Origin of the sequence: Anaerotruncus massiliensis (ex Togo et al. 2026) (genome assembly GCF_900199635.1) — a bacterium.
Lineage (GTDB): Bacteria > Bacillota > Clostridia > Oscillospirales > Ruminococcaceae > Anaerotruncus > Anaerotruncus massiliensis.
On sequence record NZ_LT962687.1, the window covers coordinates 2667318 to 2692962 of the forward strand.

The following is a 25645-nucleotide window of genomic DNA, read 5'->3' on the forward strand; positions in this document are numbered from 1 at the left end:
GTACGCTTTTCCCCGCTGACGCGGTGATGCACACTTTATCCTCATTATAAGGGAATTTCCGTTTCCTGTCAATCAAAGCGCCGCCCCCACGGCTGGTATTTCTTTCCGGGGCACGCCTCAGGAAATCTCCGCCAGAAGCGCCGTCAGCGCCTCCTCCACGCACGCGCAGCGGCTGGGGAACCGTTCGAGCAGCGCCGGGTCGGCGGTCTCCATCAGGCAGGGGCGGCCGACCGCCTCGAGCATCTCCACGTCGTTGAAGTTGTCCCCAAAGGCCATCATCTCGTCCTTCCCGATGCCCAGCCGCCGGGCGACCGCCTCGATCGCCATCCCCTTGTCGGCGACCGTGAAGTCGATCCACGCCGCGCCCGACACGGCGGCCGTCACGACATTCCCCCACTTTTCGATGAAAGCCGGGGCCACGCGCGCCGCGCCGTCCCCGTGGACGTAGGCGGAAACCTTCAAAAATTCCTCGTCCACCGAGAAGAGGTCGTCCACGATCGTGACGGTGTTTTTCATCGTGTAGACGACAAAGTCGGAGTAGCTCCTCCGGCGCGGGCAGAGGTAGGAGGTCTCCCGCCCCGAGAGCATGACCTCGCAGTCGTCGCGCGCGAGGATGTCCCGCATGAGCGCCTCCCCCGTCTCCCGCTCGAGCGGGATGGTGGAGAGCGCCGCGCCGTGGTGCATCGTGAGCGCGCCGTTTTCACAGATAAAGAGCATCTCGTGCCAGTGGGGCGAAAACATCCGCCGCAGGTTGGGATACTGCCGCCCGCTCGCGGGCGCGAAGAGGATCCCCCGCTCCAGCAGCTTCCCGATCAGCCGCAGGGCCTCGGGCGTCAGGGCCTGGGCCCCGTTTTGCAGGAGCGTCCCGTCCAGATCGCTCGCAACCAGCTTGATCACCATAACTCCCCCGTTTCCGGCCGCCGTGCGGCCGGGTCCAGTGTAACACGGCGGAAGCCCCTTTGCCAAGGGGCTTCCGTCATTTCCCCGCGCCCGCCGCCGCTTTCTCCGTCCCAGACGGTTTTTTTGGACCGCCCCGGTTGTATTTTGTTGAAAATAGCCCTATAATGAATGGAAGAAACCGGAAGGGAGCGGGCAGGATGATCGAACAGGCTGCGGGCGTGATCGCCTCATTCGTGCAGAGCGCCGTGCAGGAAGCATTCAAGGGGTTTGCGCAGGACAGGCTCGACGAGCGGGCGCTGGAGCGGCTGTACGGCGAGCTGGACGCGGCCATCGAGCGCCAGTGCTCCGGCGGGGCGGAGGCGGAGGCCGTGCGGGACGCTGCGGACAAGCTGACCTACGCGTACACCGATCCCCAGGTCCTCACCGACGACTGGCGCGCCGAACTGACCGAGCGGTTCTACCGGGAGCACCCCGACATCCGACGCAGCGAACGGCTTGACCACCTCTTTACCGACTGCTACGCGCGGCTGGACAGGTACCTTTCCGCCCAGCTGGGGCAGAAGGGGCGCCTTTCGCTGCTGGCGAACCGGCAGGACGGGAAGGAAAACGCCCGCCTGGTGATCGACCGGATCGACCGGACGGAAAACAACCTCAAGCAGCTGCTGCAAAGCGGAAGGAGGTTCCCCATGCTCTGTGTCTGCAAGGACCGGCCCGTGCTCTGCGAGGTGTGGGACAGCGCGTTCGACGGCATCGACCTTTTCAGCGGGGACACCCTCTTTTTCACCGAGTCGGTGGGGGAGGACACCCGCAAGCTCACCCTGAGCCTCGTCAACCCCGGACAGGTCCCGATCACCGAACTGACCCTCTCCGATTTTATGGTGGGCGTCGTGACCGACGTGCAGTATGAGAACGGCTATTACGAGTCCACGCAGATTTTTCAAAACGTGGACGGGCAGAGCGTCCGCAACATTATCTTCCCCGGCCAGCGCTTCGATCTGAGCATGGTCTTTGACGACGAGCTCGGGGAGGACCGGGAGAAGCCGGGCTACCTCTACGTCTCCTTCGCGGCCAGCGCCCTCTGCGTGGAGGGGGAAGAGCCCGCCCGCTACCGCTACGACCTCTTCTGCGACCGGCAGGAGGCGCGCGGAGAGTCCGCGCCCTTTTACACCGGGAGCTACCGGATCTGCGTGCTCCGCCAGAGCTGAAAAAACCCGGAAAGGGCCGGCGGCCAAACGGCCGCCGGTCCTTTTTCGCGCCTCAGTATTTGCGCCCGCGCAGCTCCTCTCTGGGGGTCTGCGCGGTAAAGACCCGTTCGTCTGTGATGATCCGCAGCGGCAGCTCCTTCCCGCTCATCAGGTCGGTCACCGCCTTCATGAGCTGCGGCCCGAGCAGCGGGCTGCACTCGACCACGCAGTTGAGCCTGCCCTCCTCGAGCGCCTTGACCGCCTCCTCTGTACCGTCCACCGAGATGATCTTCACGTCCCGGCCCGGCTGGATGCCCGCCGCCTCGAGCGCGTCGACCGCGCCGAGCGCCATGTCGTCGTTGTGGGAATAGATCACGTCGATGTCCCACGCGTGCTCCCGCAGATACCGCTCGACGACGAGACGTCCCCCCTCCCGGGTGAAGTCGCCGCCCGCGGAATAGACGATCGAATAGTCGGGATGCTCGGCCAACAGCATCTCAAAGCCCCGCTTGCGCTCGATGGTCGGGGTGGCCCCGACCGTTCCCTGGATTTCAAGGATGCGCACCGGGTGCTTATCCGCGGGCACGTTTGCCGCCGTCCAGCGCATGGCGCGGCGGCCCTCCTCGATGAAGTCCGCGCCGATGAAGGTCATGAAGAGGTCGTCCTCCGCCACGGAGATCTTCCGGTCGGAAAGCAGCACGGGGATGCCCGCGTCGCGCGCCTCCATGAGCACCTCGTCCCAGCCGCTGTCGACGATGGGGGAGATGACGATCACGTCCATCCTCTGCCGGATAAACTCCCGCACCGCCTCGAGCTGGGCCTGCTGGTCGTTGTCCGCGTCAATGGCGGTCAGATCGACGCCGAACTCCCGCGCCGCGTCCCGGATCGACTGGTTGTTCGCCAGCCGCCAGCCGCTCTCGGTGCCCACCTGTGCGTAGCCCACGCGGATCGTCCGGTCGACCGGACGGGTCGCGCGGTCGAGCTGGCGCTCGTAGCTGTCCACATTTTCCCGCGTGATCGCGTGGCTGCGCAGGATGACCTGCTTGGGCACGCCGCTCACCTTCCCGAGGATGTCGAGCGAAAACTGGATCGCCTCCCTGCCGCCGGTCGGGCAGGTGATCGTCTCGTCGATTTTCCCGCCGCGGATGAGCTCCAGCCCGCCGTCCTGCCCGGTGAAGCCGTCGATGCCGACGATTTTCACGTCGTCGCAGCCGAGCCGGTGGGCGGCCTTATAGGCGCCGAGCGCCATATAGTCGTTGTGCGCGAAGATCACGTCGAACTCCCGGAGCCGCTCGCCGTAGGCGCTCACCAGGTCCTCCGCCGCGTCGCGCGACTCGTTTTCCACCGTGACCGACTCGATCTCGATGAGCGGGAAAAGGGAGGTGACCGAGCGAAAGCCGCCGCTGCGCTCGGCGCTCGCCTGCGAATGGGGCCCGCCCTTGAGCTCGAGCACCTTCGCCGCCGAGCCCCGCACGAGCCGGACGGCGGCCTCCCCCGCCTGCTTGCCGATCAGGTCGTTGTCCGGCCCGATGAAGAGGGAGTAGTCGTAGCCCTCCACCACCCGGTCGAGCACGATGACGGGGATCTTCTGGTAGACCTCGCTGACCACCGGCGTGATCCGCTCGACGTCGTGGGGCGAGACGATCAGCAGATCGATGCCGTAGCCGAGCAGGCGCTGGATGTCCTCGACCTGCTTTTCGCCGTCGGAGGTCGCGTCGGTTATGACCAGCCGGATCTCCGGATGCCTGGCCGCCTCCTCCTGCAGTTCGCGGATCAGCACCAGCCGCCACGGCTCGCGCATGTTGGCCTGCGAGACGCCGATGACATACCGGATCTTCCCCTCCTCCGGCCCGGACCGGCAGCCCGCGGGCAGCAGGAGCAGGGCGGCGCAGAGCAGCGCCGCCGTCAGCCGCCGGAATCCCCTTCTCATATGGCCGTCCCCTCCTTTTCCGTCACCGCGCGGCGCCGCCCCTCCGATACTCCATCGGGGAGACGCCGAGCACCTTTTTGAAGGCGCTGCTGAAATAGTGCTGGCTTGAATAACCCACCCGCTCCGCGATCTCGTACATCTTGAGCTCCCCGTCGGCGAGCAGCTCGACCGCCCGCCGGATGCGCACCCGCGAGAGGTAGTCGACAAAGGTGACCCCCGTCTCGTGGCGGAAGAGGCGGCTCAGGTGCTGGGGGGAGAGGTGCAGGCGGTCCGCCGCCCCCTGGAGCGAGAGGCAGGGGTCGGCGTAGCGCTCCTCGATGTAACGCCGCGCCTCCAGCACCGACTGCGGGCATTTTTCCCGCTGCTCGAGCAGCTCCATCGCGTCGTCGTACGCCTCGGGCAGACCGGCCAGACGGTCGCCCGGGACCTGCGACAGCACCGCCTGCGCGGGCAGGTGCTCCTCCAGCAGCTCCCGCAGCTCCCGCGCGGTGGCGCTCCAGCGCGCGGCGGGCAGGCAGGAGGAGAGGACCACGAGATCGCCGCTCGCGTTCTTGCAGGAGGTCACCGGGCCGAGCGGCTCGAAGAGCTCCCGCGCGATGTTCTCCGCCGCGTAATAGAGCAGGTTCTCGTCCCACTCCTGCCCCACCATCGTCTTCCCCTCGTTCACCGAGAGGTGCGCGACCGTGACGCCGTAGGGCTCGGGGATGGAGATGCCGAGGTAGCCGAGCTGCTCGGCCACCTCCGGCTCGCTGTACCGCCCCTCAAGCCAGCCGTCGAGGAAGGCGGCGACGAGCGACGAGCGGTTCTTTTCGAGCTGCATGCGCGCCCAGTCGAGGTATTTGACCTGCCTGCGGTTGGTCTGGAGCTGCTGCTTGGCGCGCCCGACCGCGTCGTAGAACGCGTCCTCCATCACCGGCTTGAGCAGGTAGTCGAACACCCCCAGCCGCAGCGCCTGCTGCGCGTAGGAAAAATCGTCGTAGCCGGTGATGACGATGATGACCGCGCCCCGCAGCACCCCCTCGAGCCGCTCGATGAATTCCAGCCCGTTCAAAAAGGGCATGTTGATGTCGACGAGCAGCAGGTCGGGCAGGCGCTCGGCGGCCAGCTCGAGCGCCTGCTCCCCGTCCTCCGCCAGCGCGGCGACTTCAAAGTCCGGGTCCCTTGCGAGCAGCCGAGAAAGGCCGCTCCGGATGATCTCCTCGTCATCCGCGATCAATGCCTTATACATGGAAAACCTCCCGGTTGATCAATTCCGCCCGGGCGGGCAGCGAGACCGTCACCGTCGTGCCCTCCCCCGGCGTGCTGTCAAGCGATATCCCGTAGCGGTCCCCGTAGCACAGCCGGATGCGCTCCGCGATGTAGAAGAGCCCGAAGCTCGTCTTCTCCATCTCGTCGAGCGGCTTTTTGAGCTGTTCCCGCAGCGCGGCGAGGCGTTCGGGCGGCATGCCCGCGCCGTCGTCCCGCACGGTGATGCGAAGCCCCTCCTCCGACATCCGCCCCGTGACGGCGATCGTGCCGCCGCCCCGCTTCTGCTTGATGCCGTGGTAGATGGCGTTTTCGACGAGCGGCTGCAAAATCAGCTTGGGCACGAGGCAGCCCGAAAGCTCGGCCGGGACGTCGACCGCGTAATTGAGCTTGTCCTTGTAGCGGATCTTCTGGATATAGAGGTAGTTGGAGACGTGGGTGATCTCCTCCTGCACGCTGATGAAGTCCTTGCCGTGGGAGAGGCCGATGCGGAACATGCTGGTGAGCGCGTCGACCAGCCTCACGATGTCGTCGGCGCCGTAGTCGCGCGCCATCCAGCTGATCGTGTCGAGGGTGTTGTAGAGGAAGTGGGGCTTGATCTGCTCCTGCAGGCTCTTGAGCTCGGCGTCCCGCTTGCTCTGCTGCTCCTCGTACACCCGGTGGATCAGGTGGTCGATGCGGTGGATCATATGGTTGAAGCTGTGGCCGAGGTCGCCGATCTCGTCGCTGTAGAGGCTGTTGAACCGCACGGACAGGTCGCCCGACTCCGCCTGCTTCATGAGCTTCTGGAGCTTGGAGATCGGCTTGGTGACCGAGTTGGCGAGCTGGAGCGATACGAAGAGCACCAGCGCGCCCGTCCCGACGATGCAGAGGATGAGCACATAGACGATCGTGTTGATGCCGCCCATGACCTCGTCGAGGGAAAAGACGCCCACCGTCTTCCAGCCGGTAAAGCCGCTCTGCTCGTAGCGGATCTGGTAGCGCCCGCCCGCGATCTGCGCGGTCACCGGGACGCCCGCGTCCCCGTCGAGCCAGGCGGGGTCGACGCGGTAGACGATCTCGTTGACGGGGGTGAAGACCATGTTGTCGTCGGAGTCGACGACAAAGACGAACCCCTTCTCCCCGATTGTCACGTTCTTGATCGAGTCGGTGATGATCTCGTGGCTCACGTCGAAGAGGATGACCCCGCGCACCTCGCCCGTCCGGCGGTCCTTGACCGCCTTGGCCAGCGAAAAGACGTTGTCCGCGCTGTAGTCCTGCTTGGTGACGATGTTCCGCCCCGTCGTGCTGCCCACCAGCACCACCCGGTCGGGCTCGGTCGACGCCAGCCGGTACCAGTTCTCGCTCGTGAAGGGGTCGCGGGAGATGCGGCTCATCCCCGTGCTTACGCTGTCGTCCTGCTCGGTGGCGATCAGGATGCCCGCGATCTCGGGGTGGGAGCGCGCGATGTCGCTGAGGGTGCTCGAGACGGGCGTCTGCATCCGTTCCCACGCCGCCGCGTCCTCGAGCATCCCGCTGCGCTGGAGCATGCAGGTCAGGTAGTCGGCCATCTTGTCGATCGTGCTGATGTACATGTCGATCGAGTTGCTCACCTGCCCGGTGATCTGCGCGGTGTGGGCCATCGTCGTCTGCCGCGCCTGCGACAGGAAGACCCCCGCGCTCACCGCGGCGAAGATGACCAGGGGGATGAGCGCCATAAAGACGTAGGTGATCGCCATCTTGTTGCGGAACCGGTTGTTCTGGAAGAGCTCCCAAAGCCGCCTCATCGCGCGTCCCCCTTTCCCATTTTTCCGGACTTTTCCATTATAGCGGAAAAACCGCTTTCGCGGCAGGTTCAATATAACCAAGATTGTCCGGCCGCTTTTGTCAAAGCGGCCGGACCGGCAGTCACGCGAAGCCCGCGTTAACCCTTGTTTTTAAGCTTTTCCGCGCGGATGGCGATGATCCGCTGGATGACGATGAAGACGCAGAGCAGCGCCGCGATCGTGACCTTGGTCCACCAGGTGTTGAGGTTCTGGTAGGTGACGATCGTCTGGATGACGCCCTGGATGAGCACGCCGAACATCGTGCCGATCACGGTGCCGACGCCGCCGGTGAGCAGCGTGCCGCCGATGACCGCCGAGGAGATCGCGTCGAGCTCGAGGCCCATGTTCTGGAGCGAATAGCCCGCCAGCGTGTAGAAGCTGAACACCACGCCGGCCAGCGCCGCGCAGAAGCCGCTGATCGCGTAGACGGAGATCTTGGTGCGCGCCACCGGAAGCCCCATGAGCACCGCCGACTGCTCGCCGCCGCCCACCGCGTAGACCCCGCGGCCGAACTTGGTGTATTTGAGCACGTAGTAGGCGAGCGCCACGACCGCCAGCGCGATGAACACGTAGTAATAGAGCTTCGCCTTGCCGAAGGCGACCTTGCCCAGCGCCATGCTCTTGTAGAAGCCGTCGGAGATGGGGATCGACTCGGTGCTGATCACCGCGCACAGCCCGCGCATGAAGAACTGCCCCGCGAGGGTGACGATGAAGGGCTGGAGATCGTAGCTGTGGATGAGGAAGCCCATCAGCGCGCCGACGCCCAGCCCGATGAGCAGCACCAGCGGGATGACCACGAAGGCGGGCACTCCCAGCCGCAGCAGGAAGGCGGAGAAGACGCAGGTAAACGCCAACGTCGAAGCGACCGAGATGTCGATGCCTCCGGTCAGCAGCACGAAGGTGATGCCGACCGAGACGATGATGAGGTAGGCGTTGTCGTTGAAGAGGTTCAAGAAGGTGGAGAGGGAGAGGAAGCGGTCGTATCTGACCGACCCCGCCGCGAACAGCCCCACGAAGAGGATGACGGTGATGAAGAGGGAGACGTTTTTGATCCCGCCCCTGCGCCTTGTTTTTTCCAGTGTGCTCACGCCGCGCTCACCGCCTTCCGGGAGGTCAGCCTGGCCGCGACGGCGGCCTTGAACTTCTTCGACTGCGCCAGGCAGATCGCGACGACGATGAGGGCCTTGACCACCTGCGTGACCTCGGGGGCGACGCCCATCGCGTAGACCGAGGTGGTGATCGACTGGATGATCAGCGCGCCGACGATCGAGGCGGGGATCGAGAACCGCCCGCCCGCGAGGGAGGTGCCGCCGATCGCGACCGCGAGGATCGCGTCCATCTCGATCATCAGGCCGGCGTTGTTGCAGTCGGCGCCCTTGATGCCCGCCGACTCGATGAGTCCCGCGATGGCCGCCATCGCGCCGCAGAAGGTGTAGATGACCAGCTTCACCCGGTCGACGTTGATGCCCGCGAACCGGCTCGACACCGGGTTGCAGCCGGTCGACTCGACGAAGAGCCCGAACGCGGTCTTCTTGGTGAAGAGCATGATGAGCAGCACGAAGAACCCGACGATGAAGAGGGGAAAGGGCAGTCCGAGGATGTAGCCGCCGTTGATGAAGTAGTAGGCGTCCGAATTGACGGTGACGATCTTGCCGTCGGTGATGAGCTGCGCGATGCCGCGCCCCGCCACCATGAGGATCATCGTGGCGACGATCGGCTGGATCTTGATCTTGGAGACGAGCAGCCCGTTCCACGCGCCGCAGAGGACGCCCGCGAGCACCGCGATGAGCACCGCGGCCGTGACGCTGCCGCCGAGCGACGACAGGATGCGCCCGTCGACGACCGAGCAGGCGATCGCGCCCGAAATCGCCATGACCGACCCGACCGAGATGTCGGTGCCGCCGGTGGCGAGCACCATCGTCATGCCGGTCGCGAGCAGCATGAGCTTGGAGCCGTTGCGCAGGATGTCGATGAGCCTGCCGTAGAGGTGGCCGTCGACGATCCTCATCTGGAAGAAGGCGCCGCCCGACACGACGCCGTTAACGAGCAGGATGGCGAGCAGCACCATCAGCGGCCAGAAGGACTGGCACTTCGTGAGCTTTTTAAGCCGGCTGTTCATTCTGCGCACCTCCCGCGATCAGATTCATGATGGCCGCCTCGGAGATCTCCTCACCGGAGAGCTCGGCGACCTTCACCTTGTCCCGCAGCACCGCCATGCGGTTGCAGCAGCGCAGCATCTCGTCGATTTCGGACGAGATGAAGATGAGCGCCATGCCCTCCTCGGCCAGCTGGATGACGATCTTCTGGATCTCCGCCTTGGTGCCGATGTCGATGCCGCGCGTCGGCTCGTCGAGCATCAGCAGGTCGGGGTTGGTGGCAAGCCAGCGGGCGAGGATGACCTTCTGCTGGTTGCCGCCCGACAGGTTGCGGATGAGCTGGTCCTGCGAGGGGGTTTTGATCGCGAGCTTTTCGATGTACTCGTCCGCGATCTTCTCCGCCTCCGCGCGGGAGATCGCCCGCAGCATCCCCCGCTTGGTCTGGAGGGCGAGGACGATGTTTTCGCGGATGGTCAAATCCCCCACAATGCCCTCCGTCTTGCGGTTCTCGGGGCAGAAGGCGAACCCGCTGCGGATCGCCGCGAGGGTGCCGCGCACCTCCGTCTTCCTGCCCCGCACGTCGACCTCCCCCCGCTCCATCCGGTCGACGCCGAAGATGAGCCGGGCGGTCTCGCTGCGCCCCGAGCCGAGCAGCCCGGAGAGGCCGAGCACCTCGCCCCGGCGGATCTCGAGGTTCACGTCCGGGATCGAGGCGGAGCCCGCCCCGCGCAGCTCCACGAGCACCTCGCCCATCCGCTCCTCGCCGCCCTTCGCGGCGGCGCTGCCCTCGAGCTCGGCGTACTCCTTGCCGATCATCTTGCCGACCAGCTGGACCCGCGGCAGCTCGGCGGTCGCGTAGGTGCCGACATATTCGCCGTTGCGCAGCACGGTGATCGTGTCGGTGACCTCGTAGACCTGGTCGAGGAAGTGGGTGACGAAGATGATGCCCATGCCCTGGCTTTTGAGCATCCGCATGATCTCGAAGAGCTTTTGCACCTCGACCGCCGTGAGGCTCGAGGTCGGCTCGTCGAGGATGAGCACCCGGGCCGAAATGTCGACGGCGCGCGCGATGGCGACCATCTGCTGCACCGCGACCGAATAGGCGTCGAGGTTCTGGGTGACGTCGATATTCAGATTAAACCGGCCGAGCAGCTCCGCCGCCTTCCGGTTGATGGTTTTCCAGTCGATGCGCCCCGCCCTGCGGGGCTCGCGGCCGATATAGATGTTCTCCGCCACCGACAGGTTGGGGCAGAGATTGACCTCCTGATACACCGTGCTGATGCCGGTCTCCTGCGCCTCCTGCGGGGTCCGGGGGAAGATCTCCTTCCCCTCCAGCCAGACGGTCCCGCTGTCGCGCTGTTCCACGCCGGTCAGCACCTTGATCAGCGTGGATTTGCCCGCGCCGTTTTCGCCGAGCAGCGCGTGAATCTCCCCCGCGCGCAGGGAAAACTCCACGTCGTCCAGCGCCACGACCGCCGGGAACCGCTTGGAGATGTGCTCCATGCGCAGAAGCAGCTTTTCCGCATCCATCGCCGTATCCTCCTCTCGCTATTCCTGCATGACTGTCGAAATCCGCTCCGACCCAGCGCCGGAGCGGATTTCAACGTTTCTATTCGTGTTGGGAAGAAAGAATGAAAAGACTTGGATCAGTAGACGCGGTTCGGCAGGTCCTCGGCCGCGGTTTCGGCGCGGTAGACGCCCTCTTCGGATTTGATCCACTTCTCAACCGTCTCGCCGGCCTTGAGCTTGGCGCAGGTCTCGAAGAACTGGGGTCCGAGCAGCGGGTTGCACTCGACGGTGACGTTCGCCTCGCCGGCGGCCATCGCCTCAAAGATGCCCTTGACGCCGTCGCAGGAGACGGTCTTGATGTCGACGCCCGGCTTGAGTCCGGCTTCCTTGATCGCTTCGATCGCGCCGAGCATCATGTCGTCGTTGTGGGCGAAAACGCCCTGGATCTCGCTGCCGTAGGTCTTCAGGAAGGACTCCATGACCTCTTTGCCCTTCGCACGGGTGAAGTCGCCGGTCTGGGAGGCGAGGATCTCGATGTCGGGATATTTGGCCGCGATCTGGTCGTCGAAGCCCTTCTTGCGGTCATTGGCCGCGGAGGCGCCCACGGTGCCCTCAAGCTCGACGATCTTGCCCTTGTTGTCGAGCAGGCGCGCCATCTCGTCGGCGCCGTCGTTGCCCTCCTTGATGAAGTCGGAGCCGATGAAGGTCGCGTAGAGGTCCTCGGGAACGTCAGCCTTGCGGTCGACGAGCACGATCGGGATGCCGGCCTCCTTGGCCTCGGTGAAGACCGCGTCCCAGCCGGTTTCCACGACGGGGGCGAGCCCGATGACATCGACGCCCATGTCGATGAACGATTTGATCGCCTTGATCTGGTTTTCCTGTTTCTGCTGCGCGTCCGCGAACTTGAGGTCGATCGTGTCGATGTTCTGGCCCGCGTAGAACTGGATGGACTGGGTCTCGGCGTCACGCCAGCCGGACTCCTGTCCGATCTGCGCGAACCCGACGACGAGCTTGTCGTTGGCGGGCTTGGCGGCGGGCTCGGCGGGAGCCGGGGCCGCGTCGGCGGAGGCGGGCGTATCGGCCGGGGCCGGAGCCGCCGCGGGCTCGCTGCCGCACCCCGCGAACACCATGGACGCCATGCACACTGCCAGGACGATTGCCAGGATTCTCTTTTTCATTTTTCTTTTCTCCTTCTCGCAGATTCGGGTGTTTTTCCCTTTCGGTGTTTTTATCCTACCACCCGCCCGCTGGAAAGTCTTTACAATGAAAAGACCAAAATATGCGATTTTTTAGCAGGCGCCGGTTTCCCCTCAGCCCGTCCGGGCGCGTCAAAAAAGCCTCCCGGCCCCCGCTGTGCGGGGGCCGGGAGGCTGTGTCGCGGGATCAGGAGAGCGCGTCGAGCTCCGCGAGCCAGAGGGCGGCGGCCGCGTCGCTCGGCATCCGCCAGTCGCCGCGCGGCGAGAGGGAGACCGAACCGATCTTCGGCCCGTCGGGCAGGCAGGAGCGTTTGAACTGCTGCGCGAAAAACCTGCGGCAGAAGGTCCGCAGCCAGTGGAGGATCGTTTCGCGCCCGTATTGGCCGTCGAAGGCGCGCAGGGCGAGGCGCAGGATCTTGCGGGGGGAAAATCCCCAGCGCACGAGGTAGTAGAGGAAAAAGTCGTGCAGCTCGTAGGGCCCCACGAGATCCTCCGTCTTCTGCCCGATCTCCCCCTCGGCGGGCGGGAGCAACTCGGGGCTCACCGGGGTGTCGAGGATGTCGCGCAGCACTTTTGCGAGGACCGGGTCGCCGGCGCGGTCCGCCTCGTATGCCACGAGCTCCCGCGCCAGCGTCTTGGGCACCGACGCGTTGACTCCGTACATCGACATGTGGTCGCCGTTGTAGGTGGCCCAGCCGAGCGCCAGCTCGGAGAGGTCCCCCGTGCCGACCACCAGCCCGCCCGTGCGGTTGGCGATGTCCATCAGCACCTGGGTGCGCTCGCGCGCCTGCGCGTTTTCATAGGTCACGTCGCGCAGGCCGGGGTCCTGCCCGATGTCGCGGAAGTGCACGCCGACCGCGTCCGCAATATCCACGCAAGAGAAGCTCACGCCGAGCCGTTCGCAGAGGAGTTCCGCGTTGCCCTTCGTGCGCGCGGTCGTGCCGAAGCCGGGCATTGTCACCGCCTGCACGCTGGCGCGCGGACGGCCGAGCAGGTCGGCCGCACGCACCGCCGCGAGCAGGGCGAGCGCCGAATCGAGCCCGCCCGAGATGCCCACGACGGCGGTCTTCGCGCCTGAGTGGGCGAGCCGCCGGGCAAGCCCGCGCGACTGGATCTGCAGGACCTGCTCGCAGCAGCCGTCCCGTTCCCCCAGCGAAGGCAGGAAGGGGTGCCGCGGCACCGTCCGGGTGAGCGGCGTCTCGCGTGGGGAGAGGGAGAAGGTGCTGCTCAGGTAGCCCTCGCGGGCGGCGGCCGGAAAGGTGGTCAGCCGCCTGCGCTCGGCGGTGATCCGGCCGATGTCCAGGTCGGTGACGGCGAACCCGCCGGTAAAGGGCGGCTTCTCCGCGAGCAGCGCGCCGTCCTCCGCAATGAGCCCGTGCCCCGAAAAGACCATGTCGGTGGTCGACTCCCCCTCGCCCGCGTTGGCATAGAGGTAGCCGCAGACGAGCCTCGCCGACTGGTTCTTCACCAGCTCCCGGCGGTAGGCGGCCTTGCCGACCGTCTCGTCCCCTGCCGAAAGGTTCACGAGCACCGTCGCGCCCGCCTGCGCGAGCGTGATCGACGGCGGGCAGGGCGCCCACAGGTCCTCGCACACCTCGACGCCGAGCACCAGCCCGGGCAGCTCCTCGCAGTGGAAGAGCTGCTTTGCGCCGAAGGGGATCACATCCTCCCCAAAGACGCCCGTCAGATAGCCGTTCTCCTCCGGCGCGGGGGCGAACCACCGTTTTTCATAATATTCGCCGTAGTTGGGCAGATGGGTCTTGGGCACCAGCCCGAGCACCTCCCCGCGGCAGAGGACCGCCGCGCAGTTGTAGAGCTTTCCGTGCCACATGACCGGCAGCCCCACCGCCAGGAGCATGTCGAGGTCCTCCGTCTCCCGGCGCACCGTCTCGAGGGCGGCGTACGCCCCCTCGATCAGCGTGTCCTGCAGGAAGAGGTCGCCGCAGGTGTACCCCGTCAGGCAGAGCTCGGGCAGCGCCAAAATCCGCACGCCCTCCATCGCGGCACGCCTGGCCGCCGCAGCGGCCGACGCCGCGTTGTAGGCGCAGTCCGCCACCCGGATTTCCGGCGTGCCCACCGCCGCCTTGATCAGTCCATCCTTCATTGGAGGTCATCCCTTCCCGCTTTCTTTCCGGCTTCCCCAACCGGGCAAGCCCCGGCGAAATTGACGCCGCCGGTCCGGCCGTTCCTCCGGTGCCCGGGCACCGGCCGCGGTCCGTCTGACTACAATTATACCCGTCCAAATTGGGCTTGTCTACCAAAGAAATCCGTAAAACGTTGCACCTTGCGGCGGAATGATGGTATACTAAGGATAAATTGACCGGAAAGGGCGGAACCTATACATGCCGAAGCTGCTTTGGAAGCCGGGGACGCTGCTCGCGCCCGTGCCGCCCGCGCTCGTCTCCTGCGGAACGCTCGAAAAGCCGAACCTTTTGACCGTCGCGTGGACGGGCATCGTAAATACGAATCCCGCCATGACCTATGTCTCGGTGCGCCCCGAACGGTATTCCCACGGGCTGATCTCCGAGACGGGGGAGTTCGTCGTCAACCTCACGACCGCCGCGCTCGTGCGCGCCGCCGATTTCTGCGGCGTGCGTTCCGGCCGCGGCCTTGACAAGTTCTCCGCCTGCGGCCTCACCCCCGAGGCCTCCGGCAAGGTGTCGGCCCCCTCGGTCGCCGAGTGTCCCCTCTCGCTCGAATGTGTCGTGCGGCAGGTGCTGCCGCTCGGCTCCCACGACATGTTTCTAGCCGAGATCGTCGCCGTCGGCGTCGACCCCTCCCTCGTCGACCGCGCCGGCAAGCTGCACCTGGGCTCCGTGGGGCTTGCCGCCTACGCCCACGGGGAATACTTCGCGCTGGGGAAAAGCCTCGGCACCTTCGGCTTCTCGGTGCGCAAAAAGCCCGCCGCCAAGCGCCGCGCCCCGGGCAAAAAATCCGCCCCCCGCCGCGCTCCGCGCGGGGAAACCACTTGACTTGTCTCCATAAATATGGTATTATGATTGGCGTTACGTACGGAGAGATGTCCGAGCGGTTTAAGGAGCCGGTCTTGAAAACCGGTGACTCGAAAGAGCCGTGGGTTCGAATCCCACTCTCTCCGCCAACATCCCCTCCACAACTAAATATCCTGAACGCACCACCCATTTGGAGATGTACCCAAGTCGGTGAAGGGGCTCCCCTGCTAAGGGAGTAGGTCTGGAAACGGGCGCGAGAGTTCGAATCTCTCCATCTCCGCCAAAACCCGCATGATAAGCCAGTTTGATGGCTGTCATGCGGGTTTTTTGTTTCCATATATTCTTTCTGAGTCCGAGTATTTACGGCGTACGGTTCATTGATCTGACCGCAGGCTCCGCCATTCGGCCTTCACCGGTCCCGTTTCCGGACGGTGGGGTACCGCTCCGCGATCTCCTGGCGGCGGGCGCAGCTCTCCAGATGGTCGTTGATCACGCCGCACGCCTGCAGGTGCGAATAGACTGTGACCGGTCCGAGATAACGGAAGCCGCGCCCCTTGAGCTCCCTGCTGATCCGGTCGGACAGCTCGTTTTTCGCGGGGATCCTGCCCTTCTGATGGCCGGCGTAGAGGATGCTCTTCCCGTCTGTGAAGTCCCAGAGGAACCGGCTGAACGATCCGAATTCCGCGCGGATCTCCTGAAAGTGCCCGGCGTTTTGGATGACCGCCTCCACCTTGCGGCGGGAACGGATCATCCCGTCGCACGCCAGAATCCGTTCGACGTCCGCCTCCCCGTAGGCCGCAATTTTGTCATAGTCGAACCCGTCGAAGCACGCCCGGAAAATCTCCCGCTTTTGGAGCATCATGTTCCAGTTGAGCCCGCACTGCATCACCTCCATCATGAGGAATTCAAACTGTCCCCGGTCGTCGTGCAGCGGGACGCCCCATTCCTCGTCGTGATACCGGGTCATCTTTTCGTTGCAAAGGCACCATTCACAGCGTTCCATCCCATTTCCCCGTTTCCATCTGATTTTTTCGCGGCGCGCCGGCCGCCGTCATCCCTTCCCGGGGCGTCTCCCGCGCCCCAGCGTGACCGGAAGCGCCTCCAGCGCCGCAAGCACCCGCCGCGCCTCCGTATCGGCTTCCTCGGCGGGGATCCCGTTTTGTTCCATCGCCTCCCACGCGGCCGCGGCATAATCCCGCTTATGGCGCGCGTTCAGCTCATGCCAGCGGATCCCGGCGAACCGCCCGGCAAGCGTCCGGTCCAGGGGCAGGCGCCCCTGAAGCAGCAGCACCGCAAGCACCGGATAGCCCGCGTACCCCTGCCAGTAGGTGGCGTTGTCCGTGGAGGCGTAGGCGTCCTCCGTCCAAGTCACACGGTACTCCCCGCCTCCGTCCGACGAGCGCACCGCGGCCTCGTGTTCCCCCATCAATACGCGGCCGTCGGCGATGGCGCTGTATGCCTCGTAAATCTTCTCCAGCGGGGGCCGCTTTTTCATAGAAATCCCTCCTCCGGTGCTTCCGGTTTCCTGCCGGATCGCGTGCGTTTCCGTTTCATAGGCTCATTTTACCCCAGAAGCGGGGGAAACTCAACCGCGTCAATCAGGAAAAGAGGGCCCATTCGGTAGGAATGGGCCCTCTTTCCAATATCGATATCGTTTAAGGGACGATCAGCACTTTCATGGCCGTCTTGTCTTTCCCGGGCAGCTCATAGGCCTCCTTCCAGTCTTTCAGGCGGAAGGTATGCGAAATCAGGCCGTCGGTACGGAGAAGGCCGCTTTCAATGCCGCGGATCACGGGGGGATAGCAGTTTGCGGAGAGGTGGGATCCGATCACGGTCAGTTCCTTGCCGTCCCCGATGATGTTCCAGTTCGCCGTCACCTCGCGGGGGAACTGGCCGAACTGGACATAACGCCCATGGTTTTTCAGCGATGCCAGGCCTTGGGGAACGCTGTCCGGGAAACCGGACGCGTCAATATAAACGTCGCATCCCGCACCGCCGGTCAGGCGGTGGATCTCCGCGGGCACATCCTGTTCAAGCGGGTTCAGCACGGCGTCCGCGCCGAACTCCTTCGCCAGACGAAGCCGCTCGCCGTTCGTATCGATGGCGAGAATTCTCTGCGGCAGCGAAAGCCGCACAATGTTCGTGATCGCCAGTCCGATCGCGCCCATGCCGGCGATCGCCACCACGTCGGTATGCCGCACCCCCGCCTGCTCGGCCGCGTGCATCCCGCAGGCGTAGGGCTCGATGAGCGCGGCCTGTTCGACTGAAAAACGTTCCGGGACCTTATAGGTTATCGCTTTGCTCGGAATCCGCACATATTCCGCAAAACCGCCGTGTGCGACCTGTTTAAAGCCGAACAACTGCATTTTGCTGCACATCCATCGCGTCCCGGCCAGGCAGTCCGGACACTCCCCGCAGGGGACGATCTGCTCCGCGACGACCATATCACCGCATTCGTAATCCTTGACGCCTTCCCCGATCGCGACGACCTCACCGCAGAATTCGTGCCCGGGGATGATGGGCGGCTCGATTTCCATGTCGTCGTTGCCCGTTCCCCAGGCGTCGGGCAGGCCGTTATATTCCTTGATGTCCCCCGCGCAGACGCCGCAGCCTCTGACCTTCAGAATCAGCTCCCCGGCGCGCGGTTGCACCGGGCGGGGAAAATCCTCGTACCGGTAGTCGTGCGGTGCGTACGCCACCAGCGCCTTCATCATCTCTGTCATGTCATTCTCCTCGCTTCCTTTTGGTTATTCGCCGAGAATCTGCACCTGCACCTGCCGGTCGCGCGGCCGGGTCTGGTCAAAATCGACGAAATAAATATGCCCGAACTCTCCCAGGTCGAGCCTGCCTCCCGCGACGACGATCGTCTCGCTGCGCCCGATGATGGAGGAACGAAGATGTCCGTCCGTGTTGAGGGTCTCCGGCTTGCCCTCCCCGTGCCGCGCGGAAAACTCGGTCAGCTTGGGGCCGGGATGCAGGTACTGCCCCTCCCTGCGGCAGGTGGGGATGATCGCCTCAAGGACGTCCACAAGGTCCTGCTGCAGATATTCCAAGCCGTTGTAGGCCAGATCAAAGGAGCACTCCTGTGTCAGCACCGAGCAGGTGGTGTGATGGGAATAGACCACGCAGATGCCGTTTTGCACGCCCGACCGCTCAAGCGCCGCCCTGACCCCGTCAGTGACCGTGTGGAAGGCGGGCCTGTGCCCGGGGGAATGGACCGTAAGGGTTTCCCTGTAAACTTTCATCATGACGCCCCCTGTTTTTTCATGGCCTGAGCGCGGTCGTCGCGTGCCATACGCACAGACCGGATCATTTCCTCAACCATCCGCCGCGGGTCATCGGACAGGAAAATGCCCGAGCTCGCGCCGCATCCCTCCGCCCCGGCGAGGATAAGGTCATACACCTGCTTTCCCGATGAGATGCCCGCGGCCTGCTCCACAAGGATCGTATCATCGATGTGCTTGACGGCCGCGGTCACCTCGCGTACAAAAGCGGGGCCGCTGGGCGTGCCGGAACCGATCAGTTCGCTGGGTTCGGGATTGATGATGTCGGGCCCGAGCTGTGCAAGGGCGCGGGCCTCGGCGATGCTGTCGGAACAGGCGAAGGAGAGCATCCCCAGCTCCCTTGCCCGATCGATCGTCCGTTTGACCGCGGAGAGGGTCATCGGGCGTTCACAGTGGTTGACGACCGCCCCGCGCGCGCCCGCCGCCTTGAGCGCCTCGGGCAGTACGTCCGCCATACCGCGTCCGGGGGAGAGCAGGTCCATATAGGGCGCGAGGATAACCAGGCGAGCGGTGTTCTCCGCAACCCGGCGGATTTCGGTATAGGGCACGATCATCAGCACGTCGATATCGTACCGGGCGGCGGCGATGTCCGCCGCTTCGGCAATCCGCAGGACGTCGTCGCCGTAAATATAGTTTTTGACTCCGAACTCAAAGAACGGCGTCCTCAATATGGGTTTCACAAAACCCCCTCCTTTTTGTGGATGCGGGCGGTGAGGTCAGTCGCCCCAAACGGTGAGCCGCACGGTGCGCTGCCGCGCACGGACCTGGTCGAAATCGGCGAAATAGATGCGCCCGAATTCTCCCAGCACCGGCTCCCCGTCGATTACGGGGGCCAGGACGGACCGTCCGAGCAGCACCGAACGCAGATGCGCATCCGTGTTCAGGCTCCATCTGGCCAGCTCGCCGCGTTCCCGTCCGGCGATCTCCACATGCAGCGGCCCGGGGTGCAGGTACTGCCCCTCCGTTTCACAGGTGGGGATGATCTTCGAAAGGACATTCACCAGGTCCTGCAGAATCAACTGCTCCCCATAGTAGTTGACGTCGTCCGACTGCTCCTGGATGAGGACGCTGCAGGTCGTGTGCTGGGAATAGACCATGGCCACACCGGTTATGACGCCCTGCTTTTTGATGGCGGCGGCGACCCTGTCGGTCACGTCGTGGAAGGTGGGCCGGGCTTCGGACTGGATCGTAAAAGAGTCGTTAAAAATTCTCATGGTGCCTCCTGCCGTTCATTTTTGTGCCGCGCCGCTATGCGGCGGCCGTCTTTTTCACGCGCTGGTAGGAATCGAATCCGACGGCGAACATCATCAGCAGCCCCTTGCAGGCCAGCTGCCAGTAGGAATTGAGCCCGACGGCAACCATGCCGTTGGAGAGCGCCGCCATGATAATGATACCGACAATGATCCCGGGCACGCGCCCCTCGCCGCCCGACATGCTGATGCCGCCGACGACGCATGCGGTGAGCGCGTCGATATAAAGGGTGCCGCCGGCGTTGGTCTGTCCCGAATTGAGGCGGCCGGTCATCACGATTCCGGCAATCCCGGCGTAGGCGCCGCACAGCCCGTAGGCGGCCGCACGCACCCGGTAGGTGTTGATGCCTGAGAGGCGGGCGGCCTCCTCATTGCTGCCGACGGCGAAGATCCGCCTCCCGAGCTTCGTCTTCATGAGCGTGAACCATCCGATCAGGAGCACGATCGCCCAGACGATGACCGGGTTGGGGATGCCGAAAAGCGACTCCTGCCCCACGCGGCGCAGCGACTCGGGAATGTTGTAGATCGGCATGCCGTTGTTGGCGAGATAAGCCAGGCCCTGCACAATATTCATCACGCCCAGCGTGGCGATGAGCGGCGGCATAAAGGTCAGGTGAATGGCGGTGCCGCTGATAAGCCCGAGCAGGCAGGTCAGCAGGATGCACAGCACGGACGAGAGCCAGACCGGCCACCCGTGGTTGACCATAAAGACTCCGGCGATCACACTGGTGAGGGAGACCATGGCGCCGATCGACAGATCGATGCCGCCGATGATCAGGACATGAGCCAGCCCCACCGCGAGAATCCCGGTGCACGCGCCCTGCCGGATGATCGTCATGATATTGTCGGGTGCGATAAACGCCGGGCGCCGGATGCTGAAATATACGATCAGCAGGGCGAGGCACAGCAGCACCGCATTGTGCCGCAGGAACCGTTTGAACGTCGTGGATATCGTCTTTTTTTCCATATTAAGCACCTTCTTCACTTCCCTGATAGCCGGAGGCCAGCGTCAGGACCGCCTCCTGGGAAAACGCCCCCCGCTCAAGGATCCCCATCTGCTTTCCCTCGTAGAGCACCAGGATCCGGTCGGACATGCCGAGGATCTCCTCCATGTCGGAAGAAATCATGATGATCGAGATGCCCCGCCCGGTCAGCTGCCCCATCAGATTGTATATTTCCTGTTTCGCTCCGACATCCACGCCGCGCGTGGGTTCGTCGAAGATCATAACTTTCGCGTTGGTGATGAGCCACTTGGCGAGCACAACCTTCTGTTGGTTGCCGCCGCTGAGGTTTTTGACAAGCTGGACCGGGGAAGGCGTGGCGATCCGGAGCACCTTGATCTGCTCAAGCACCTTCCGGCGCTGTCTGTGCCGGAGCATCACGCCAAAGCGGGAAAACTGTTCGAGGCTGGCGATGGAGATGTTCTGGTCGATGGGCAGTCCCAGAAAGAGCCCCTGGCGCTTCCGGTCCTCGGGCAGCAGTGTGATCCCCTGCTCCAGCGCGTCCTTTGGGTTCCGGATATGCAGTTTTTTGCCCTCGAGCGTTACCTCCCCGCTCTCCATCGGATCGGCGCCCGACAGCATGCGGGCCATCTCTGTACGCCCCGCTCCCACGAGCCCGGACACGCCGAGGATCTCCCCGCGGCGCAGGTCGAAATGGATATCCCTGTCCCCGCTCCCGCACAGGCTGCGCACCTCCAGGACGGTTTCCCCGGAAACAGGGGAGCGGACGGGGAAAAGCTCGGAAATCTGCCGCCCGATCATCCCGCGGATGAGGTCCTCCTTCGTGGTGTCCGCCGTCTGCCGCAGTTCGACGACCCGTCCGTCGCGCATGATCGTGACGCGGTCGGACAGCTCAAAGATTTCCTCCAGCCGGTGGGAGATGTAGATAACGGTGATGCCTTCCGCCCTGAGCTTGCGGATGAGGCCGAAGAGGATATCCACCTCGTGCAGGGTGAGCGGGGCCGTGGGCTCGTCCATAATCAGCACCCTGGCTCCGCGCCGCAGCGACTTGGCGATCTCGACGAGCTGCATGCTCGCGACCGACAGCTCCCGGACGCGCGCCCGCGGATCGATCTTGACCCCCATCGTCTCAAACAGCCTTCCGGCTTCCTCCTCCATGCCCCTGCGGTCGATCCAGAGGGCGTGCCCCTTGAGTTCGCCGACGAAGAGGTTTTCCGCGACCGTGAGGGAGGGGAGAAGATTAAACTCCTGGTAGACGATCTCGATTCCAAGCCGGTGGGCAAGCTGGGGAGACATATGCTCGTAGCGGGTCCCCTCGAACCACAGTTCCCCGGCGTCAGGCCGGATTGCGCCGGCCATTACCTTCATCAGGGTCGATTTGCCCGCGCCGTTTTCCCCCACCACCGCGTGGACTTCGCCGGCTTCAAAGCCGATGGAGACGCCGTCGAGCGCGAGCACGCCGGGATATCGCTTTGTGATCTCCCGCAGCTCCATAATCTGATTCGCCAGGATGCATCGCTCCTTTCTGGGAGTTCGCGGCGGGCAAACTCCGGGGTAGTCCCGCGGCCGCCGCAGAGCGGCCGCGGGCTGCTTTCCGTTATTTAAGGACGCGCTCGCCTTTCTCAACGTCGTAGTAGTCCGCGAGATTTTCCAGCGTCACGATGTCGCTGTTGAAATAGACGAGTTTTTCCGCTTCCACGATCTCGCCGGTGCGGATGTAGTTGATCCCGCGTTCGAAGAGGTCTGTCATCAGCGTCACGAGACCCAGGTCCACGGTGGCGTAGAAGGTGCCGCCCTCGGCGATCGCGCGCAGCTCCTCGAGCGAGCCGTCGTTGGTGATGACGCCCACGCCGTCGGTGATGCCCGCGGCCTTGTACGCCTCATAGACGCCCAGCGCCGTGTTGGCGCTGTCGGTGGCGAGGACGGCGCGCACGTCGTCGTACCCGCTGATGAGCGCCTCGCCGATCGCCACGCCCGCGGTGTTGCCGCTGCCGCCGTAGGAGACGACGTCAAAGACCACGACGTTGGCCTCCGGGAGTTTTTCTTTGATCCGCTCGATCGCAAGATTGGTTCGGGTCACGCTGTACTCGGTGCCGGTCGCGCAGATGACGACGATGGTGTCGGTGGGGGCGCTGTCGAGTTTTTCAAAGCATTGCACCGCGGCGTCGCCCAGCGTGTATCCGATCCCTTCCATGTCGGCCATCAGCGTGTAGACGCTGCCGTCCACGAAGTTGTCGTAGGCGACGATCGTGATACCTTTTTCCAACGCTTTGTTGCAGACGTCACGGATCGTATCATAGCCGGTCCAGTTCTGTACATAGATCATATCCACATCGGCGGCGATGAAATTCTCTATTCCCTGCACGCACGCCTCGGCGGAGAGATTGCAGTCCCAGGTGATAAGCTCGACATCCATCTCCGCGGCCGCCTGTTGAATGTTGTTGATGGCTTCGACAAACGCGGAGGCGCCCATCCAGTCAAGGACGATGCCGCATTTGAGATGTCCCTCCTTCGGGATTCCGTTCTCCGCCGGAACGCTCTCCGGCGCCTTCGGGCCCGAGGACGCGGCGGGAGCCGGGGCGGCGGCGCTCTGGCCGCAAGCCGCTAAGGCGGCGATCATGCAGACGCTCAGGAACATTGCTAACAACTTTTTCATTTCATCTCTCCTCCATGGATTTTCGTGTCCGTATTCGAATGGTAAAGGTCGCTCAACCACCTCCCGGGCGCAGCGGGCCGCGCCGTTGTTTTGAGGCTCCGTCAGAATAAGCCCTTGAGAGACTGGTACAAATCCAGATAACGCACATAGCCGGACCGGTATGCCTCGCCGGTTTCCGGGTCAGGCAGGTACTCCCGCCGGATCGGGTTTGCCTGCTCAAGCAGGGAGACGACGCCGGCCTCTCCGTATTTGGGCAGGAGACTGAGGGCGGCGGCCCCGATGGAAGTCGTCTCGGAGCAGGTGAGCTCATAGGCGTTCAGCCCCAGCACATCGGCCTTAATCTGGTTCCAGACGCCGCTGCGGCTTCCGCCCCCGCAGCAGTGGAGCCGGGAGGGCGCGCCTCCTCCGAGGGCAGCGATCATCTCGATGTTTTCCCGGAGCATGTAGGCGACCGATTCAAGGATGCTTCTGACGAAGTCGGCCCGTGTATTTTCGAGCCCGACGCCAAAAAAAACGCCCCGTGCAGCCGGGTTAAACTGCGGTTGTAAAGTTCCGTTGAAATAGGGCAGCGTCAAAACGCCGTTCGAGAGGGGCGGGCTCTGCTCCGCCAGCTCGTCGAGCAGGCGGTAGACCGGCAGGCCGCGCTCCTTCGCCAAAGACTGCTCAGCCGCGCAGAATTGATCCTTAAACCACTTGAGCGCCATACCGCCCGTCATGCAGATGGGCAGGTAGAGGTACTTGCCGGGCAGCGCGTGTTTATAGACGGTGACATGCTTGTCGGCGCACAGGCTCTCCTTCCCGCAGGTGGCTGCGATCGCCAGGACGGTGCCCGTCGTCTCCGTGATGATGCCGTCCGCCACGTTGCCCGCGCCGAGCGTGGAGGCAATCTGGTCCATTGCCGCGGTCACAACGAGCGCGCGGGGCGAAAGACCCAGCTCGGCGGCCACCGAGGGCAGGACCGTACCCGCTTCCTCCCCACAGTCGAGCGTTTCGGGGAGTTTGCCGGGGTCGAGGCCGAGCGCCTCGAGCAGTTCGGTCCACAGCGCGTCGTGGTAGATATCGTAGTAGCCGGTCGTCGACATGACGCTTTTTTCACTGACAAACCGGCCGGTCAGCCGCAGGATCAGGTAATCTTCCACGAGCAGGAAGCGGCTTGCCGCCGTGTAAAGATTGGGGGCATGCTTCTTGATCCACAGGAGCTTGCTGATGGGACAGGTCGCATTGCAGTCCGCAATCCCGGTGCGCCGGTACAGCTCGTCAGCGCCGGCTTCACGAGAGACGATTCCGGCCTCCGCCTCCGCCCGCGTGTCCAGCCACACGATCGCGTTTCCAAGGGCGCGGCCCCCGGCGTCCACCGGGATCAGCGTCTCGCCCTGCGTGGTGAAGGTCAGCCGCTCGATCTCCCCCGCGTGGATTCCCGCCTGTTCGCAGACGGCTGCCAGACCGCGGCGGAAATAGGTCCAATAGGTCTCCGGATCCAGTTCGACGCGGCCGTCCGGATAGGACCGGATGCTGTATTCTCCGGTGGCCGAGGCCAGAGGGCGCAGCTGCAGATCAAACAGCGTGGATTTGATGGACGTCGTGCCGACGTCCGTCACAAGCAGACAGCTCATGGAAGTCCTCCCGTCGCGGTGTTGAAAAGGGTGAATTCTGTTTTGAATATAACGGGGCAAAAATTGTTTGTCAAGGAATAATTGAACGAATTTTTCATATTTTGAAATATTTTGTCGAAAATTCCAAGCAATAACTACAATATATGTCACTATCTACAATATTTTTTGAAATCTGTTGACGGATATTTTCATTTTAGTTATGATATCGGTAAAGAAAGGCCGGACGGCCGCAAGGAGGAAATCACATGAAAATTTCCTGTACGAATACGATGGTCCCCGGCGGGACGCTGACGGAGAAAGCGCAGAACCTGCGCCGATGCGGGTTTGACGGCATCTCCGTCTTTGAGGAGATTACGGACTGGACGCCGAAAAAAGAGGAGGAGCTATTGACGCTGGAGGCGCGCACCGGCGTCCGCGTCTGTGAATTCTGCTTTTCAGGCGCGGACTACGGCCAGCTCATGAGCCCCGATCCCGCCGTTGCGGCGCGGTCAAAGGCGATCTACCGGCGCGCGATCGAGGTGTGCAACCAGTTGGGCGCGGTGTCCGAGATGGAATACCAGTACGCGCCGCGTACGCCGGTGCCGCTGCTGGACCCCTATCTCAAAATGGAGCGCGAGGAGCAAAAGCGCTTTCAAGCGATCTACGCGGAGCTTGCCGGAGAGCTGGAGGGCAGCGCCCTGCTGCTGCTCGAGCCGATCAACCGGTATGAGTCGCCCTATCTCAACTGCATAGAAGATAACGCCGAAATCGTCGAGGAGGTGAGGCTTCCGGGTACCGGCCTGCTCTTCGACACCTTCCACATGTCCATCGAGCAGGCGGACCTGTGCGCCGCCTTCGAGAGGTTTGCGCCCCTCATCCGGCACGTACACCTGGGCGACAACAACCGCCTTTTGCCCGGAAAAGGGTGCCTGCCATGGAAAAAGATGTTTGCAACTATGGGGAAAGCTGGATATAATGGTTATGTGAATTTGGAATGTGCGATATTGGGGGACCGCGTGCTCGATCAGTTGGAAGAGGAAGCCGCGTTTCTCAAATCGTTCGTCTGAATTGCCGCACGGGACAAA

At 63.8% G+C, this 25645-nt stretch carries 22 protein-coding genes and 2 tRNA genes; 5 read left to right on the forward strand and 19 right to left on the reverse strand.

Translation table 11 applies throughout. The features are described 5' to 3' along the window. Positions 1–117: 117 nt before the first annotated feature. Positions 118–897, reverse strand: a complete 780-nt coding sequence (locus tag C1A13_RS12775; RefSeq protein WP_172439283.1) for an HAD-IIB family hydrolase — start codon at positions 895–897, stop codon at positions 118–120. A gap of 200 nt (positions 898–1097) precedes the next feature. Between C1A13_RS12775 and C1A13_RS12780 the strand changes: the two genes are divergently transcribed. After that, positions 1098–2105 (forward strand): hypothetical protein, encoded by a 1008-nt coding sequence (locus C1A13_RS12780; RefSeq protein ID WP_101552611.1) that lies wholly within the window; start codon positions 1098–1100, stop codon positions 2103–2105. A 52-nt stretch (positions 2106–2157) separates the two neighbouring features. Here the strand turns inward: C1A13_RS12780 and C1A13_RS12785 are convergent, their stop codons facing one another. From C1A13_RS12785 to C1A13_RS12820, 8 genes are all read right to left on the reverse strand, one after another. After that, positions 2158–4014: a substrate-binding domain-containing protein gene (locus tag C1A13_RS12785; RefSeq protein WP_101552612.1), complete on the reverse strand. Its 1857-nt coding sequence runs from the start codon at positions 4012–4014 to the stop codon at positions 2158–2160. Between the two features lie 22 nt (positions 4015–4036). Then, positions 4037–5242, reverse strand: a complete 1206-nt coding sequence (locus tag C1A13_RS12790; RefSeq protein WP_101552614.1) for a response regulator transcription factor — start codon at positions 5240–5242, stop codon at positions 4037–4039. After that, positions 5235–7025, reverse strand: coding sequence for a cache domain-containing sensor histidine kinase (locus C1A13_RS12795; protein WP_101552616.1), 1791 nt, complete (start codon positions 7023–7025; stop codon positions 5235–5237). The genes C1A13_RS12790 and C1A13_RS12795 overlap by 8 nt, the downstream gene beginning before the upstream one ends. A gap of 137 nt (positions 7026–7162) precedes the next feature. Continuing rightward, positions 7163–8152: a galactofuranose ABC transporter, permease protein YjfF gene (yjfF, locus tag C1A13_RS12800; protein ID WP_306574532.1), complete on the reverse strand. Its 990-nt coding sequence runs from the start codon at positions 8150–8152 to the stop codon at positions 7163–7165. After that, positions 8149–9183: an ABC transporter permease gene (locus C1A13_RS12805; protein WP_101552618.1), complete on the reverse strand. Its 1035-nt coding sequence runs from the start codon at positions 9181–9183 to the stop codon at positions 8149–8151. Before C1A13_RS12805 ends, yjfF begins: the two co-directional genes overlap by 4 nt. Beyond that, positions 9167–10690, reverse strand: a complete 1524-nt coding sequence (locus C1A13_RS12810) for a sugar ABC transporter ATP-binding protein (RefSeq protein ID WP_101552620.1) — start codon at positions 10688–10690, stop codon at positions 9167–9169. Before C1A13_RS12810 ends, C1A13_RS12805 begins: the two co-directional genes overlap by 17 nt. Positions 10691–10806: 116 nt before the next feature. Continuing rightward, a complete protein-coding gene (locus tag C1A13_RS12815) occupies positions 10807–11847 on the reverse strand; it encodes an ABC transporter substrate-binding protein (RefSeq protein WP_101552622.1) in 1041 nt (346 codons plus the stop codon). Between the two features lie 205 nt (positions 11848–12052). After that, a complete protein-coding gene (locus tag C1A13_RS12820; protein WP_101552624.1) occupies positions 12053–13969 on the reverse strand; it encodes an NAD(+) synthase in 1917 nt (638 codons plus the stop codon). 238 nt (positions 13970–14207) lie between these two features. On the opposite strand from C1A13_RS12820, the gene C1A13_RS12825 reads away from it, so the two are divergent. The 3 genes from C1A13_RS12825 (at position 14208) to C1A13_RS12835 (ending at position 15099) form a co-directional block, all read left to right on the forward strand. Further along, on the forward strand, positions 14208–14837 hold the full coding sequence (locus C1A13_RS12825) for a flavin reductase family protein (protein ID WP_101552626.1): 630 nt from the start codon (positions 14208–14210) through the stop codon (positions 14835–14837). A 41-nt stretch (positions 14838–14878) separates the two neighbouring features. Beyond that, positions 14879–14965: transfer RNA gene (locus C1A13_RS12830), tRNA-Ser, on the forward strand. 43 nt (positions 14966–15008) lie between these two features. Then, positions 15009–15099 (forward strand) — tRNA-Ser (locus C1A13_RS12835). Between the two features lie 126 nt (positions 15100–15225). On the opposite strand, the gene C1A13_RS12840 is transcribed toward C1A13_RS12835, so the two are convergent. The 10 genes from C1A13_RS12840 to C1A13_RS12885 all read right to left on the reverse strand — a co-directional run bounded on the left by C1A13_RS12840 (position 15226) and on the right by C1A13_RS12885 (position 24581). Continuing rightward, complete coding sequence (locus C1A13_RS12840) at positions 15226–15819, reverse strand: DNA-3-methyladenine glycosylase I (RefSeq protein ID WP_101552627.1); 594 nt, start codon at positions 15817–15819, stop codon at positions 15226–15228. Between the two features lie 48 nt (positions 15820–15867). Then, positions 15868–16311, reverse strand: a complete 444-nt coding sequence (locus C1A13_RS12845; protein WP_101552629.1) for a hypothetical protein — start codon at positions 16309–16311, stop codon at positions 15868–15870. 160 nt (positions 16312–16471) lie between these two features. After that, complete coding sequence (locus tag C1A13_RS12850) at positions 16472–17539, reverse strand: alcohol dehydrogenase catalytic domain-containing protein (RefSeq protein WP_101552631.1); 1068 nt, start codon at positions 17537–17539, stop codon at positions 16472–16474. Positions 17540–17563: 24 nt separating this feature from the next. Then, positions 17564–18061, reverse strand: coding sequence for a secondary thiamine-phosphate synthase enzyme YjbQ (locus tag C1A13_RS12855; protein ID WP_101552632.1), 498 nt, complete (start codon positions 18059–18061; stop codon positions 17564–17566). Next, positions 18061–18780, reverse strand: a complete 720-nt coding sequence (locus tag C1A13_RS12860) for a triose-phosphate isomerase (RefSeq protein WP_101552634.1) — start codon at positions 18778–18780, stop codon at positions 18061–18063. The genes C1A13_RS12855 and C1A13_RS12860 overlap by 1 nt, the downstream gene beginning before the upstream one ends. 36 nt (positions 18781–18816) lie before the next feature. Further along, entirely contained in the window at positions 18817–19314 is a 498-nt protein-coding gene (locus C1A13_RS12865; RefSeq protein WP_101552636.1) for a secondary thiamine-phosphate synthase enzyme YjbQ, read from the reverse strand. A gap of 34 nt (positions 19315–19348) precedes the next feature. Then, positions 19349–20317 (reverse strand): ABC transporter permease, encoded by a 969-nt coding sequence (locus C1A13_RS12870; RefSeq protein ID WP_101552638.1) that lies wholly within the window; start codon positions 20315–20317, stop codon positions 19349–19351. A gap of 1 nt (position 20318) precedes the next feature. Continuing rightward, positions 20319–21806, reverse strand: a complete 1488-nt coding sequence (locus C1A13_RS12875) for a sugar ABC transporter ATP-binding protein (protein ID WP_101552641.1) — start codon at positions 21804–21806, stop codon at positions 20319–20321. Between the two features lie 103 nt (positions 21807–21909). Next, the gene (locus C1A13_RS12880; RefSeq protein ID WP_101552643.1) at positions 21910–22968 is read right to left on the reverse strand and encodes a sugar ABC transporter substrate-binding protein; all 1059 of its coding nucleotides are present in this window, start codon (positions 22966–22968) and stop codon (positions 21910–21912) included. Positions 22969–23069: 101 nt separating this feature from the next. Beyond that, positions 23070–24581: a xylulokinase gene (locus C1A13_RS12885; protein ID WP_101552645.1), complete on the reverse strand. Its 1512-nt coding sequence runs from the start codon at positions 24579–24581 to the stop codon at positions 23070–23072. Between the two features lie 245 nt (positions 24582–24826). On the opposite strand from C1A13_RS12885, the gene C1A13_RS12890 reads away from it, so the two are divergent. After that, positions 24827–25627, forward strand: a complete 801-nt coding sequence (locus tag C1A13_RS12890) for a sugar phosphate isomerase/epimerase family protein (protein WP_101552647.1) — start codon at positions 24827–24829, stop codon at positions 25625–25627. Positions 25628–25645: the final 18 nt, after the last annotated feature.